Genomic DNA, 14423 nt, shown 5'->3' with positions numbered 1-14423 from the left:
GAGTATTTAATGGCCGTTATTTAGCGAGCCCGGCAATGATGAGTAATGGTGGCCGCGGCTTTCCGTTTACGATGTGGTAATCCATCATGGTCAGGCGCTTGGTAGCTACTTCATTTGATAAGGAGAACGGAATGCTCGACACCTTATCGTAGTAGATCACCTTCACTGAGATCTGTTGCTGCGCCTTTTTACTGTTATCGTTGAGTGCGTATAAGATCTTTATTGTTTTGGAATCGCCGTTCTTTACGTTGGGACCAAACAGTCCGTCGTTGAGTGATTTTTTCAGGTTGATGTACCCATTCAGCGTGCGCACGCGTAATTTCTGGTCATTGGCTTTTGAACCGGGCGCATCGTCATCGAACGAGCACTTGTTGTTGCCATTGCCGTTATTACCGGGATAGTCGGTATCGTCGCTGGGATCACAGGCAGGAGCTGCGTTGGGGTTGGCGTTGAAAACAGGTTTGGCCAGCGTGTCGTTCTTCTCCATCACATAAATGCTGTCCATGTAGGTGATACCACCCAGAATCAGCTGGCTGATACAGGTATCCTTTGTGCCATCTTTTACAAAACCCACGAGGTAGCGTACCCCGGTTTCGCTTTTTGAGACATTGATAACACCTGTGTTTTTATTGATGCTGAGTCCTTCGGGCCAGGAAAGATAGGTACCGGTTATGCCGGTATTATTCACCGGGTTAACCGTGTATTGTCCGTTTACCGGTTGCAGGTATATGATGCTGTCGCCATAGCTGGGCGCATTGGGACATAAATTAGGATTGGTAGGTAAAGTGGGGGTAGTGCTTCCGCTGAGGGGCGAATCTACCAGGGGATCAGTATTCGTTTCCGCATCGGTGCCGGAACGGTTTGCTTTGCTGCAGGCAGCAAATGCAAGAAATAATGCGAACGAAAACAGGAGTAGGCAAGTGCACAGTCTGCTTTTCATGTATTTTTCGGTTTTACGCGGGAATCAAACTACAGACAAGGTTGGTCAGGCGCGTGTATCACCGTACTTCAAACGGATACGGATTCAAACGAATACGGAATGACAAATATTCGATTTTTGGATAATAATACACGAATATATATTACGCTGCTATTTATTCTTTTGGTTATCATGATGTAAGAAAGCCCCCTCCCGGCCCACCTTTGAACATTGACCATTGACTATTGCAAATCTTGTTCCTCAGAGGTAGAGATAGTAATCTTTCAGCATTTCTACGAACTCAGGGGTATAAACGCGGTCAATTTCCTGGATGGTGAGGTGGTGGGTGGTGGCAAAATGGACTTTGGCGCGCGTGTAATGTAAAATTGACCGGAAAGGGGTATGTTTGGGCGATTGTTTTACCACCAGTTGTTCTTTTAGGGAGAAGTTTTGCCTGCGGGCGAGTTGATCGAAATATTCCCACCGGTGGTAGGGAAGCAGGATGCCAAAGGACCCGTCTGGTTTCAGGTTGGTGTCCATCACCCGGATCAGTTCTTCCAGGGTAAGGTGGGTGCTGTGTTTGGCTATTTTTTCCTGGTCACTGGCCGAATGCAGGTCAGATTCAAAAAAAGGCGGGTTGGAAATAATGAAATCGTATTTAAATGGAGATTGAAAGTCGCGGGCGTCGCCGTGGAATACGGTCAGGCGTTCCTGCCAGTCGTTTTGGCCGATGTTGTCCTGGCATTGCGCATAAGCGGCCGGATCGATCTCGAAGCCGTGGATCCCGCTCTGGGAGCGCTGAGCGAGCATCATCATCAACAGCCCGGTTCCCGCCCCAATATCCAGCACCATCCCATCCTGCGGAATTTTATGGGAGAACCAGGCGCCAAGGATACAGGCATCGGTGCAGACTTTCATTGCACATTTTCCCTGATTTATTGTAAACTGTTTAAACTTAAAATATGAGTTAGGCATGGGGGAAATGAAGAATGAGAAATTAGAAATGAGAAATGAAAAAGGATGAAGGCAGGTAAAAGCCAAAAGGTTAAAGCCAAAGGCTGGAATGCTGTATATTCTTTCGGCTTTGGGCTTTCTGCTTTAACCCTGTATTTGCTTACAGCTTACAGCTTACAGCTTACGGCTTAAAGCCTGTATTCGCTTGCAGCTTGATGCTTGTAGCTAATTACCATTCCGCTCTGGCAGTAGGACTAACGCTTAATTCCGAAAAATCATTCTCCAAAAACTTATAATAAGCTGTCATGGCAATCATAGCGGCATTGTCGGTACAGTATTGAAAGGCGGGAATAAAGGTGCGCCAGTTGTGTTTTTGACCCATTTCGGTAAGGGCTTTGCGTAAGCCGCTGTTGGCGCTAACGCCGCCGGCAATACAGATCTGATCGATACCGGTAGTGCGCGCTGCAGCCTTTACCTTGTTCAGCAAAATGCTGATGATGCGGTGTTGAATGGAAGCGCAAATATCGGCCAGGTTCTCTTCTACGAATTTGGGATTACTGGCTGTGTTCTCCTGCAGGAAATACAGGATGGCGGTTTTTAATCCGCTAAAGCTGAAGTTCAGACCGGGGATCTGCGGTTCGGGAAATTTGAACCGGTTGGGATCGCCTGTTTGGGCGTATTTATCAATAAGCGGCCCGCCCGGGTAGGGCAGACCCAATAATTTGGCAGATTTATCAAATGCTTCGCCGGCGGCGTCGTCCATGGTTTCGCCAATCACTTTCAGCGAAAGCGGCGATTCGCACAACACGATCTGGGTATGGCCACCGCTTACCGTTAAACACAGGAAGGGGAATTCCGGTTTGGGATCTTCAATGAGGTTGGCCAGCACATGCGCCTGCATATGATGCACGGCAATCAACGGCACGTTCAGCGCCAGCGCCAGCGATTTGGCGAATTGCGCCCCCACCAGCAGCGACCCAATGAGGCCCGGCGCCTGGGTAAAGGCAATGGCGTTTACGCTTTGTAACAGGTTGTGAATGGATTTTTCATCCGTGGGTTCACCGCTTTGCTGATTGGCTTTTTGCAGGGCGGCATATACCACCGGCACTATATGCTGCATATGAGCGCGGCTGGCCAGCTCGGGCACCACCCCGCCATATTGTTCATGCACGGTTTGATTGGCAATAAAATTGGAAAGAATGACGCCATCACGGCAAACAGCAGCGGCTGTTTCATCGCACGATGATTCGATTGCTAGAATTGTAATACTCACCTTGCAAATATAGAAAAAGGCAACAAGGCAACAAGGCATAAAGGCAACGAGGTAAAAGCCCAAAGGTTAAAGGCTAAAGCGAAAAAAAAGAAATTGTATTTGCTTTTAGCTTTAGGCTTTCAACTTTCGCCCTGTATTTGCGTGCAGCCTGAAGCTATTTGCTTCTGATAGCTACTACCGGGTCCATTTTAGCAGCGATCCTGGCGGGAATAATTCCGGCCAATACGCCTACGATAATACAAATGGAGATAGCCAGTATGAGGATGCCGGGCGCTATAAACACGGTGAACCCAAAGATGGCTTTGGAAGCCAGGGTGAGTGCGAATACTATAGACAGCCCTAGTATGCCGCCCATAATACACAGGAAGGCGCTTTCGAGCAGGAATTCGGTGAGGATCATAGAGCTTTTGGCGCCGATGGCTTTTTTCAGTCCGATCTGTGAGGTGCGTTCGCGTACGGTCACAAACATGATATTGGCTACGCCAAACATGCCAACTACCAGCGAGAGACAGGCAATGGCCCAGCCGCCTTTATTGATGCCGCCAAAGATCTCATCGGCGAAACTGCTGAAGGCATCAATGTCGTTCAGGGCAAAATCATCTTCCTGCGTGGGTTTTAATTTGCGGATGGAACGCATGGCGCCGGTAAGCTCATCGCGCAACTGGTTCATGGGCACCGTTTCCCGGCCCTGTACCATTATGATGGGACTGCTGGTTTTTTCGCGTACCATTTGTTTCATAAAGCCCAGCGGCATCAGGATGCTGTTGTCGTATTCCCAACCGCCTACAAAGCTTTTGCCCTGTTTTTTTATGAGTCCAACCACCAGGGCGCGTTTGCCTTCTTTGAGAATAACGGTGGTGCCCACTGCTTTTTCGGCTTTGCCAAACAGCGTTTCGGCAATGGTATAACCCATCACGATTACATTGGCGGCAAAGTCGTAATCGGCGGGTTGCAGATACCGGCCCAGTTCAATTTCTACAGGTTGAATATTTATAAACTCATCGGTGATGCCATAGTAGTTCACACTGTTTATGACATCGTTCTGGAACCCTACATAACTGTTGGTATTGATATTGAGAGCCACATTGGCGGCGGCAGGCACTCTTTCTTTCAGCAGCTTCATTTCGTCGTAGCTGGGGGAGGGACGTTTTACATAGCGCCACCAGGGATAGTCGGGACCACCGGCATACACCCATTTATCGATGTACACGGTATTGGTGCCCAGCGCCTGAATGTCTTTTTTAACCTGGTATTTAAGACTATCTACCGTGGCCAGCACGCTGATAATGCAAAAAATACCAAAGGCCACCCCGGTCAATGAGAGCAAGGTGCGAATTTTATGGGATTTAAATTCCTGCCAGGTTAAGTTGAGGCTACTGCCCAGAATTTCAAGGACTCGGCGCATACACCAAATATAATAGGAAACACCTGATTATTAGGTAACTGTAGTGTTAAATGGTTGCTTAGGCTGAAGAGAGGGGCAAATTAGCTAATGTGATAATGTGCTAATTTGCTAATGAAATACAGAGCTGTCAGCTTCTGTAAATAAAAATGCTCACGCGAAGCACTCAAAAAATTGTATTCTATTAGCACATTAGCATATTGGCAAATTATCACATTAGTGTTATAGTCCACGTACGCGTAAATGTTTCCCCGGCGGCCAGTTTATTAATACCTTCTTTTTCCTGTAACTGTTGTGATGTAGCAACGCTGTCTGCTATTCCACACCAGGGTTCTATGCAAACAAAATCGGCGTTTTTGGCGGCCCAGATGCCCATAAAGGGAAAGCCGGGATAATCGAAGCGGAAACCGTGGGGTGTTTTGGCAGAACCGAGGGTTACAATGGTAGACGGCATGCCTTTTAACACCAGCGCATCTTTTTGAAAGAGGTCTTTTGTAAGGTTGAGGCGGTTGGTGTTTTGTAACAGCGGTAAGGGCGTTTGTTCTATCAGTCCGTCGGGTGAAATGGGCCAGCGCGGCGTGGTTTCAACCTGGTTGAATTGTAAATAGTAATCGGTGTATTCTGTACCTGGTACTACCGGGATCTTAAAGGCCGGGTGGGCGCCTACGGAAAAATACAGGTCTGTTTTGTCCGGATTCACTACTTCATAGGCAACAGCCAGGGAATTATCTACCAGGGTGTACCGGATACGAAACTCAAACGCAAAGGGATACACGGTAGCGGTTTCGGCATCGTTGCGTAATAAAAAGCTAATGGTATCGGCCGACTGGCTTTCTACCGCAAATTGTTTATCGCGGGCAAATCCATGCCGGGGCAGCTGGTACGCCTGTCCGTTGTAGTAGTAGGTATTGTTTTTTAACGAGCCTACAATGGGAAACAATACGGGTGAGTGTTTGCCCCATACGGCCGGGTCGCCGCCCCACATATAGTCCAGTTGATGTTCTTTTAGGATCAGTTGGGTAAGCTCGGCGCCTTTGGCGTTTATAACGGCTTTTATCTGGTTATTTTCTATCGTTAACATAATGGAGGTAGTTGATATGTTCACAGGTTGAAAAGTTGACAAGTTAATACGTTGAGGACGAAATAACAAGGCTATACTTTCGGTGATACAATTTTCTTTAAACAGTTAACCCGTTTACTGATTTTTAATATCTTCAATGGATGGATACGTTGGATATCGTAACAAAACTGCTTATTTCAATTTTAATTGGCGCTATAATAGGGTCTGAACGGGAATATCATAACAAATCGGCGGGTTTGCGTACGCTGATGCTGATCTGTTTGGGCGCCACCCTGTTTACCATTTTTTCGATGGAGCTGGGCGAGCGTACTTCGCCCGACCGTATTGCCAGTAATATTGTTACCGGGATTGGTTTTGTGGGCGCCGGGGTGATCTTTATGGGGGGAACCGGCATTAACGGTGTTACCACGGCTGCCACCATCTGGGCCACGGCTGCATTGGGGGTAGGGGTAGGGGCCGGTCACCAGTATATAGCGCTGGCGGGTTGTATTGTGCTGGTGGGCATTTTACAATCATTCAAGCTGGTGGAGGAATGGATTGACCGCATTAACCGGGTGCATACGTATGAGATCACCTGTGCTTACCACGACCAGGTATTTGACCATTATGAAGACCTGATGAAACGCTATCACCTCACCTTTAAAAGAGGCCAGTTCAGTAAGGAAAATCAAACCTGCCAGGCCACCTGGGATGCCGCTGGTTCCAAAAAGAACCATCACGCGTTTATCAGTCATATCCTGAATGATGCGGCGGTGCAGAAGTTTGTGTTTTAAAACTCCTGCCTCATGGCTGCCCAAGCAATATTTCTCTGTAAGTTTTACTAAACACATCCGGGCTGAACAGGGCTGCTGCATCGAGATGTGCCTGATGACCCAGCTGCGTGGCTGCATCCCGGTTCGCCACGATGTAACGGATCAGTTGCACGCCTTCTTCAACTATCGCGGTTTCGTCTGTAGCATAAATAAGCAGGCCGTTTTGCTGGTGTTTAATATAGTCCGGAATGCCATTCACCGCAGTAGACACTACTATTCTGCCATAAGCCATCATTTTCATGACCACAATAGGTAACCCTTCAAAAGCGGAGGTGAGCAACAACACATCAGATTGCTCATAAATACGCTCCATAAGCGCATTGTCGTTCACATTGCCATAAAATTTGCAATAAGGGTATTGGCCGGGATCTATCACTTTTTCCACATCGCCAACAAAAGAGAAATGTACCGGGTCTCCGGCTTCATGCATGCGTTGTGCAATAGCGGCAATAAGGGGCACTCTTTTTTGCGGGGCCCCGCGGCCTACGAACACTACTTCCAGCAAGGGATTGTAGATGGCTTTGTATACCGGGATATCTATGGCGTTATCAATAAAACGCAGGCGGTTGTACAAATGAGCAGGAACGTGGTTCTGCCGGTATAGTTCTTCTACATTTTCTTTCAGCTTCTGCGTGCTGAAAATGCGCAGGTCAATGCGGTCAATATAGGCAAGGGTATAATTGATCCAGGTGGCCAGATGGCACAGTTCCACGCAACGGATACCTTTTCGCAAATGGGGTACAATCTTGTAAAAGAACATAGACTCTCCGCCAAATACCACCGGGTTGCTTTCCCGGTTGATCCATGCGGCAATAACCCCCCGGAAAAAAAAGTTGATAAAGTGCAGGGCTTTTTTATCAATATAAGCCTGCAGGTCAATCACCCGTACACCGGGTATGTTGTACAGTTCCCTGAACTGGTTGTTTTTGGGTTTCTTGGAAAAAATAATAAGCGGATGGGCGTCCTGGATGGCTGTTGCAATATCTATATTCACCCGGGGCGATCCGCCGATGTCGCCGTTGGGATAAAACAGGAAGGCCTTATGCCGGGTCTTTAAGGGAAACAGCCATCCATAGCATTTGCCCAGCCAAACAAACGGGAACATGAGCGCCAGCTCCCACCTCAATTTTCTTTTTGACTGCTGGTAACTCATAATGCGGCAAAATATTTTTTAACGATATTGAACAGGTACTTTTCATTGAAAGCAATATCCAATCCGGGCGCCAGTTCCTGCACAATAGTGGTATCAATTATTGGCTTGCTTGTTTTTTCGATCAATTCGTAATTCCCTTTTTTTTGTAGTACGGTCTCCAGGATATTGACGATCTCTTCTACATTATTACTGATGGGGTTGGCGATATTGACGATCTCATTTTTATACAATCCCTGTTGCAATATATGATTACAAATGGCTACCAGGTCGGTTACATCCAGCACATTGCGCCAGGTGTTGTGCCACAGATAAAAGAAACTGCCCGATTGAATGTGCTGTGCAAAATAATTCAGAAAGGTATTGGGATTGCTGGTGTTGCCTGCCAGGTTAGAGATGCGGAAAATATGATAGCCTGTATGGCTGGTCCGTATCAGGTTTTCCATGGCCAGCTTGTGTTGTACGTAGGGCGAATTCGAAAGAGAAGCATCGTATACGCTGCAGGTGCTGAAGTAGGCCAGGGTTTTTTCGGGGTGTTGTTGCAGGGTCTGTTCCAGCAGCCTGGCCTCGCGGGAAAATTGGGCGGGGTCGGCCGTGCCGGAATTGGACACGCCGGATGCAAAGACCAGGAATCTGTCATCTTTCGAATACCACGGGTCAAATGCCTTTGCAATAAGTCCGTTGCCAACAACCATGCTTCTTTTTTTTAGAGTGCAAATGTAGGTATCCGCCCCCATAAAAACCGTACCTTTGCGCGGCTAAATGGTTTATGACCGGAAAGCACAATCTGATATAACACAATGAAATACAATAACGAAATTCATAAGCGACGCACTTTTGCTATTATTTCGCACCCTGACGCCGGTAAAACCACCCTTACCGAGAAATTCCTCCTGTTTGGGGGTGCCATTCAAACGGCCGGGGCGGTAAAAAGCAACAAGATCAAAAAACACGCTACCAGTGACTTTATGGAAATTGAGCGCCAGAGAGGTATCTCGGTAGCCACGTCGGTAATGAGTTTCGAATATAAAAATATTCTCATCAATCTGCTGGATACCCCTGGTCACAAGGATTTTGCAGAGGATACTTACCGCACCCTCACTGCCGTGGACAGCGTTATCCTGGTGGTGGACAGCGTGAACGGGGTAGAGGATCAAACCCGCCGCCTGATGGAGGTGTGCCGCATGCGCGATACCCCGGTGATCGTGTTCATCAATAAAATGGACCGCGATGGTAAGAACCGGTTCGACCTGCTGGAAGAAATCGAAAACGAATTAAAGATCAGCCTGCACCCCATGACCCTGCCCATCAACAGCGGTAAAGACTTTAAAGGGGTGTACAACCTGTACGATAAAAACCTGTTGTTGTTTACTGCCAATACAAAGGCGGTGGCCGATGATGAGGATACCGTAAGAATTACAGATCTCAGTCTGCCTGTGCTCGATGAAAAGCTGGGGGATAAAGATGCTGCTATTCTGCGGGAAGATGTGGAACTGGTAGACGGAGTTTATGGCGAATTGAATACCACCGATTACCTGAACGGAAAAGTGGCGCCCGTATTCTTCGGTTCTGCCATCAACAACTTTGGGGTAAGGGAAATGCTGGATACCTTCATCCGCATTGCGCCGATTCCCCGCCCGCGCGCTACCTCAGCCCGGGAAGTACCGCCTACCGAAGATAAGTTCAGTGGCTTTATTTTCAAGATCCACGCCAACCTCGATCCCAAACACCGCGACCGTATTGCCTTTTTACGGGTATGCAGTGGCAGGTTCGAGCGCAACAAATACTTCCACCACGTACGGCTCGATAAAGACGTGCGGTTCAGCAACCCTTACACTTTCATGGCCCGCGATAAGGATGTGATCGAGGAAGCTTTTGCCGGCGATGTGGTAGGTTTATTTGATACAGGCAACTTCAAGATCGGTGATACCCTCACCGAAGGAGAAAATTTCTACTATACCGGTATTCCTTCGTTCAGCCCTGAAATATTTAAAGAGGTGATAAATAAAGACCCGATGAAAACCAAGCAATTGGAGAAAGGTCTTTTACAGCTTACCGACGAGGGCGTGGCCCAGCTGTTCACCCAGTTTGGCGGCAACAAAAAGATCATTGGCTGTGTGGGCGACCTGCAGTTTGAAGTGATCCAGTACCGGTTATTACAGGAGTATGGCGCTTCCTGCGAATTCAGGACCATGCCCTATTACAAAGCCTGCTGGATCACCAGCGCCGATCCCAAAAAGCTGGATGATTTCACCCGTTTTAAATCGAACAACATCGCTACCGATAAAGACGGTCACCTGGTATACCTGGCGCAAAGCGAATGGTTCCTGAATACCGAACGGAGTAACAATCCGGATATTGAGTTCCATTTTACCAGCGAAATCCACAAAGAGGCGGTGTAGAAGAATGTGATAATGTGATAATTTGCTAATGTGATAATGCCATACAGCATTTTTGAATGCTACGCATGAGCTTTTTTTATTCACAGAAGCAGACTGCTTTGTATTCCATTATCGAATGATCGAATTAGCTAATTATCTCATTGGTTTTTGGCTTTCATTGGCACATTAGCAAATTAGCACATTAGCAAATTAATTATGGTTATATTCGAGACAGACCGGTTAATTATACGCAGGTATACCCTGGAAGATGAAGAGAACTTCTTCAAACTGAATGGTGACCCGGAGCTGATGCGGTACATTCGCGAGGCCCGGGACCGGAAAGAATGTTCGCTGTTTTTAAGGCGAAACATTGTAAACTACCAGCAACGGCCGCTGATGGGCCGCTGGGCCATGGATGAAAAAGCTACCGGCGCTTTTGTTGGCTCCTTTGCCATTATTCCCGTTGAAAGCGCCGACTCTAAACGGAATCACGAAATACAATTAGGGTATGCCCTGCTGAAGGATTACTGGGGCAAGGGCTTTGCTACGGAAAGCACCCTGGCCGGGCGGCAATACGCCTTTGACGTTATGAAGCTGCCGAAAATAGTGGCCATCACCGAAGAAGCCAACACCGCTTCGCAAAATGTACTGCTGCGGTGCGGATTTCAGCAACAGGCCAACTTCCGGGAGGGCAATAAAACCCTGTGTTATTTCAGCAGCCGCAATCCCAATGCAATAGAAACAGAACGGCTTCATTTATTTCCACTTACCATCCCACAATTAGAGTTGTACTGCAAGGGCAGTGACGAACTGGAACACGCGCTTAACCTGATGCCCTTTGGCCGTAACATGTCGCCCCAGGTACATGATACAGTAATGAAGGTAACGCTGCCCGCCATGCGGCGCGCCGCCGAACCCGATTACCTGTTCTTCACCTTCTGGCTGGTGGTTGATAAACTAAGCCATACCATTGTAGCCGAGATCGGGTTTAAAGGTCCGCCCGCCATTGATGGTTGTGTAGAGATCGGCTATGGTACCATGCCCGCCATGGTGAACAAAGGTTATATGACCGAAGCGGTTAAAGGCTTATTACAATGGACTGCCACCCGCCCGGATATTACCACGGTGCTGGCGGAAACCTATGCGGGGAATAAAGCCTCTATGCGGGTGCTGGAGAAGAATCAGTTTATGCAGTTCACGCAAAAGGGAGATATGTTGTGGTGGAGACACACAAGATAATGTGATAATGTGCTAATTCGATAATTAGCTAATGAAATACAGCTTACGTGAATGCTTCGCGTGAGCTTTTTTATTTACAGAAGCTGACAGCTCTGTATTCAATTATCACATTATCTCATTAGAATTCCGGATTTACTCCTGTGTAGTTTTGCGGTGTTATCCGCTTCAACTCCTTCTTAATAGAAGCTGAAACCTTCAAGCCTTCAATAAACGCATGAATGCTTTCCTGCGTAATGCCATTCTTGCCACGGGTCAGTTCTTTGAGCGCCTCGTATGGTTGGGGGTAGTTTTCACGGCGAAGGATGGTTTGAATACCTTCGGCTACTACGGCCCAGTTGTCTTCCAGGTCGGCATTGAGGGCATTGGTGTTCAACACCAGTTTGCTCAATCCTTTTTCAATTGATTTTATGGCGAGAATAATGTGTGCGAACGGAACGCCGATGTTGCGCAATACGGTTGAATCGGTGAGGTCGCGTTGCAGGCGGCTTACCGGTAATTTGGCGGCCAGGTGTTCGAGCAGCGCATTGGCGATGCCGAGGTTGCCTTCGGCATTTTCAAAATCGATGGGGTTTACTTTATGCGGCATGGCGCTGGAGCCAATTTCGCCCTTCAGCGTACGCTGTTTAAAATATTCCATGGAGATGTATGTCCAGATGTCGCGGCAAAGATCGATGAGGATGTTGTTGATGCGTTTCATGGCATCAAAATGCGCGGCCAGGTTATCGTAGTGTTCTATCTGGGTAGTGAACTGCTGGCGTTGCAGACCCAGTACGCCTTCTACAAATTCGTTACCGAAGCTAACCCAGTCTTTTTCGGGGAAGGCAACGGCATGGGCGTTGAAGTTTCCGGTGGCGCCGCCAAACTTGGCGGTAACAGGTACCGAAATAACCTGCTCTACCTGGTTGCCGATGCGTTCTACAAAAACCATGATCTCCTTACCCAGGCGGGTTGGACTGGCGGGCTGTCCATGGGTATGGGCCAGCATGGGCACGTCCTTCCAATCGGTGGCCAGGATCTCCAGTTGCCGGTTAAAGTTCAGTACGGCGGGGAGATATTCGATCTCGATAGCCTGTTTCCACGAAAGCGGAATGGCGGTATTATTAATATCCTGCGAGGTAAGGCCAAAATGCACCCATTCCTGGATGGCTTCGGCATCCATGGCAGCCATTTTTTCTTTTAGAAAGTATTCCACGGCTTTTACATCGTGGTTGGTGATCTTTTCGGTGTCTTTTATTTTCAGCGCATCGTCTACGGAGAAGTTATCACACACCTCCTGCAGGGCTTTTTTCTGCGCAGCAGACAGGGAAAAGAATTTCTTATCGGCCAGGAACCGAACGTACTCTACTTCTACCAGTACCCGGTATTTAATTAATGCAAATTCAGAGAAATATTCGTCAAGATGTTGAACCTGATGACGATAGCGTCCGTCGATAGGAGAGATGGCCGTAAGTGCTTTTAGTTCCATGAACAATTGTTGTTTATTACAATACGTCGAGTACCTTTGTGCCCGCAAAATTAAATCAATTGAATAAGATTAAGGTTGGAATTGTTAATTATCTCAATACGAAGCCTTTAATATTTGGAATTCAGCGTGCGCCGGTGGTTGACCAATTGTTGCTGATCGAAGATTATCCTGCTAATATTGCGCGTATGCTGGTGGAGGGAACAATTGATGTGGGCCTGGTTCCCGTGGCGGTGATCCCGCACCTGAAAGAACATCATATAATAACCGATTACTGTATTGGTTGTGAAGGTCCGGTGGCTTCGGTCGCTATTTTTAGTGAAGTTCCGTTGGAAAAGGTAGAAAAAGTACTACTCGATTACCAGAGCCGCACCTCCGTGGCCCTGGCCAAAGTGCTGTTGCGCAAGTACTGGAAAAAAGACGTGGAGCTGATTGATACCAAGGACGACTACCGCTCACAAATAAAAGGCACCACCGCCGGGGTGGTTATTGGCGACCGGGCGCTGGAACAACGTAAAGTTTCCCCCTATATATATGACCTGGGCGAGGCCTGGATTGCCATGACCGGTCTGCCATTTGTTTTTGCCGCCTGGGTGAGCAATAAACAATTGCCCGCCGATTTTATTACCGCCTTTGATGCGGCCAATAAACAGGGGCTGCAGCATATTGAAATGGCCGTGGAGGAAAATCCTTACCCGGTTTTTGACCTGCGCAAATACTGGACTGAACATATCAGCTATGAACTAACGCCCAACAAGCGAAAGGGACTGGAAAAGTTCCTGGAATTTCTAACTGTTTCCCAAACCCAGGCTGCTAAATAGCAGGCAATAAGCATGTGCACGCCACGTTCTGTACAGCCGGAAATCTTACCGGTGCCCAATGCCCTTTGCTATGAAAAAAATTATCTTGTGTTGTAGTACGGTTATGGTACTGACTGCCTTCAAAAAAGATGGCCGTGGTGATATAATTGTCAAGTCCCCTCTTAGTGAGCCTACCTGTGCCTCTGACCTGAAAAAGGGGTTACTGGCTTATTATCCTTTCAATGCTAATTTCAATGATGCCAGCGGTAATGGCAACCATGCCATTCCAAAGAACGGCGCTTATTTAACTACTGACTGCAAAGGCCGGCTGTACCACGCAGCGGGTTTTGACGGGAAGGATGATTACCTGATTGTGCCGGGTAACCGCAAACTGAATGCCGACTCCTTATCCGTTTGTTTTTATGTGCTGGTAAACAACTCCCGGCGCAGGAATGTAACAATCAGCCGCATCAACTTTGAAACCGGTGAATCGCTGACCTTTGGTATTCACGAAAGCCTGCCAACAGACAATAAATGGAATTTCGGGATGGCTTCCGGGCTGGACCCCTGCAGCAGTACTTATGGCTACGATCCGTCGATGGCCTGTTATTCAAGTGGTGGCATAGCAGCTGGCAGGTGGTACAGTGTTGTTGCTACATTTGGGAAAGGTATACAGAAACTGTATGTTGACGGGGTGTTGCATTCAACCAAAAAAAGGTCTTTTCAATATGCCAAGAAATGTAATAATTCCGATCTGATGATCGGTGGCTGGTGGAAAGCCGATATTGTATCTATTGATGGAAAATTAGATGAAGTACGGCTTTATAACCGCGTTATCAATGAGTGCGAAATTGCCAAACTGGCTGCGGCTGTTGAACAAATATCAGGCTTCAAAGGCTCTGTAGCTATCCGCTAAAAAAAGCAACTGCACAGTTTTTATTGAAGCTGTG

13 protein-coding genes are annotated in these 14423 nt (G+C 47.6%); 5 read left to right on the top strand and 8 right to left on the bottom strand.

The window, feature by feature from the left end; genetic code table 11:
* Positions 1 to 16: 16 nt before the first annotated feature.
* The 5 genes from NIAKO_RS14905 to NIAKO_RS14885 form a co-directional block, all read right to left on the bottom strand.
* A complete protein-coding gene (locus tag NIAKO_RS14905; RefSeq protein ID WP_014219278.1) occupies positions 17 to 940 on the bottom strand; it encodes a hypothetical protein in 924 nt (307 codons plus the stop codon).
* Between the two features lie 240 nt (positions 941 to 1180).
* Positions 1181 to 1837, bottom strand: coding sequence for a tRNA1(Val) (adenine(37)-N6)-methyltransferase (locus NIAKO_RS14900; RefSeq protein ID WP_049815529.1), 657 nt, complete (start codon positions 1835 to 1837; stop codon positions 1181 to 1183).
* A gap of 265 nt (positions 1838 to 2102) precedes the next feature.
* The gene (gene tsaD, locus NIAKO_RS14895) at positions 2103 to 3146 is read right to left on the bottom strand and encodes a tRNA (adenosine(37)-N6)-threonylcarbamoyltransferase complex transferase subunit TsaD (protein ID WP_207622436.1); all 1044 of its coding nucleotides are present in this window, start codon (positions 3144 to 3146) and stop codon (positions 2103 to 2105) included.
* 154 nt (positions 3147 to 3300) lie between these two features.
* Positions 3301 to 4551, bottom strand: coding sequence for an ABC transporter permease (locus NIAKO_RS14890; RefSeq protein ID WP_014219275.1), 1251 nt, complete (start codon positions 4549 to 4551; stop codon positions 3301 to 3303).
* Between the two features lie 208 nt (positions 4552 to 4759).
* Positions 4760 to 5629 (bottom strand): aldose 1-epimerase family protein, encoded by an 870-nt coding sequence (locus NIAKO_RS14885; RefSeq protein WP_014219274.1) that lies wholly within the window; start codon positions 5627 to 5629, stop codon positions 4760 to 4762.
* Positions 5630 to 5769: 140 nt separating this feature from the next.
* Between NIAKO_RS14885 and NIAKO_RS14880 the strand changes: the two genes are divergently transcribed.
* Positions 5770 to 6402, top strand: coding sequence for an MgtC/SapB family protein (locus tag NIAKO_RS14880; protein ID WP_014219273.1), 633 nt, complete (start codon positions 5770 to 5772; stop codon positions 6400 to 6402).
* Between the two features lie 10 nt (positions 6403 to 6412).
* Here the strand turns inward: NIAKO_RS14880 and NIAKO_RS14875 are convergent, their stop codons facing one another.
* The gene (locus NIAKO_RS14875) at positions 6413 to 7594 is read right to left on the bottom strand and encodes a glycosyltransferase family 4 protein (protein WP_014219272.1); all 1182 of its coding nucleotides are present in this window, start codon (positions 7592 to 7594) and stop codon (positions 6413 to 6415) included.
* A complete protein-coding gene (locus NIAKO_RS14870; RefSeq protein ID WP_014219271.1) occupies positions 7591 to 8286 on the bottom strand; it encodes an NAD-dependent epimerase/dehydratase family protein in 696 nt (231 codons plus the stop codon). The genes NIAKO_RS14875 and NIAKO_RS14870 overlap by 4 nt, the downstream gene beginning before the upstream one ends.
* A 105-nt stretch (positions 8287 to 8391) precedes the next feature.
* On the opposite strand from NIAKO_RS14870, the gene NIAKO_RS14865 reads away from it, so the two are divergent.
* Together NIAKO_RS14865 and NIAKO_RS38130 are read left to right on the top strand one after the other, a co-directional pair.
* Complete coding sequence (locus NIAKO_RS14865) at positions 8392 to 9993, top strand: peptide chain release factor 3 (RefSeq protein WP_014219270.1); 1602 nt, start codon at positions 8392 to 8394, stop codon at positions 9991 to 9993.
* Positions 9994 to 10188: 195 nt separating this feature from the next.
* Positions 10189 to 11211 (top strand): GNAT family N-acetyltransferase, encoded by a 1023-nt coding sequence (locus tag NIAKO_RS38130; RefSeq protein ID WP_014219269.1) that lies wholly within the window; start codon positions 10189 to 10191, stop codon positions 11209 to 11211.
* Positions 11212 to 11329: 118 nt separating this feature from the next.
* Here NIAKO_RS38130 and purB read toward each other — a convergent pair whose 3' ends face one another.
* A complete protein-coding gene (gene purB, locus NIAKO_RS14855; protein WP_014219268.1) occupies positions 11330 to 12676 on the bottom strand; it encodes an adenylosuccinate lyase in 1347 nt (448 codons plus the stop codon).
* Positions 12677 to 12735: 59 nt separating this feature from the next.
* On the opposite strand from purB, the gene NIAKO_RS14850 reads away from it, so the two are divergent.
* A complete protein-coding gene (locus NIAKO_RS14850) occupies positions 12736 to 13494 on the top strand; it encodes a menaquinone biosynthetic enzyme MqnA/MqnD family protein (protein WP_107685675.1) in 759 nt (252 codons plus the stop codon).
* A gap of 70 nt (positions 13495 to 13564) precedes the next feature.
* On the top strand, positions 13565 to 14389 hold the full coding sequence (locus NIAKO_RS14845; protein WP_165761298.1) for a LamG domain-containing protein: 825 nt from the start codon (positions 13565 to 13567) through the stop codon (positions 14387 to 14389).
* Positions 14390 to 14423 lie beyond the last annotated feature (34 nt).

Origin of the sequence: Niastella koreensis GR20-10 (genome assembly GCF_000246855.1) — a bacterium.
GTDB lineage: Bacteria > Bacteroidota > Bacteroidia > Chitinophagales > Chitinophagaceae > Niastella > Niastella koreensis.
Note: the sequence above shows the minus strand (reverse complement) of the source record. Positions and strands in the feature narration are given on the sequence as shown.

Coding starts and splice junctions, on each gene's coding strand:
- purB (WP_014219268.1), bottom strand. CDS start 12,676: ATGGAACTAAAAGCACTTACGGCCATCTCTCCTATCGACGGACGCTAT.
- NIAKO_RS14900 (WP_049815529.1), bottom strand. CDS start 1,837: ATGAAAGTCTGCACCGATGCCTGTATCCTTGGCGCCTGGTTCTCCCAT.
- NIAKO_RS38130 (WP_014219269.1), top strand. CDS start 10,189: ATGGTTATATTCGAGACAGACCGGTTAATTATACGCAGGTATACCCTG.
- NIAKO_RS14870 (WP_014219271.1), bottom strand. CDS start 8,286: ATGGTTGTTGGCAACGGACTTATTGCAAAGGCATTTGACCCGTGGTAT.
- NIAKO_RS14885 (WP_014219274.1), bottom strand. CDS start 5,629: ATGTTAACGATAGAAAATAACCAGATAAAAGCCGTTATAAACGCCAAA.
- NIAKO_RS14905 (WP_014219278.1), bottom strand. CDS start 940: ATGAAAAGCAGACTGTGCACTTGCCTACTCCTGTTTTCGTTCGCATTA.
- NIAKO_RS14890 (WP_014219275.1), bottom strand. CDS start 4,551: ATGCGCCGAGTCCTTGAAATTCTGGGCAGTAGCCTCAACTTAACCTGG.
- NIAKO_RS14880 (WP_014219273.1), top strand. CDS start 5,770: ATGGATACGTTGGATATCGTAACAAAACTGCTTATTTCAATTTTAATT.
- NIAKO_RS14875 (WP_014219272.1), bottom strand. CDS start 7,594: ATGAGTTACCAGCAGTCAAAAAGAAAATTGAGGTGGGAGCTGGCGCTC.
- NIAKO_RS14865 (WP_014219270.1), top strand. CDS start 8,392: ATGAAATACAATAACGAAATTCATAAGCGACGCACTTTTGCTATTATT.
- NIAKO_RS14845 (WP_165761298.1), top strand. CDS start 13,565: ATGAAAAAAATTATCTTGTGTTGTAGTACGGTTATGGTACTGACTGCC.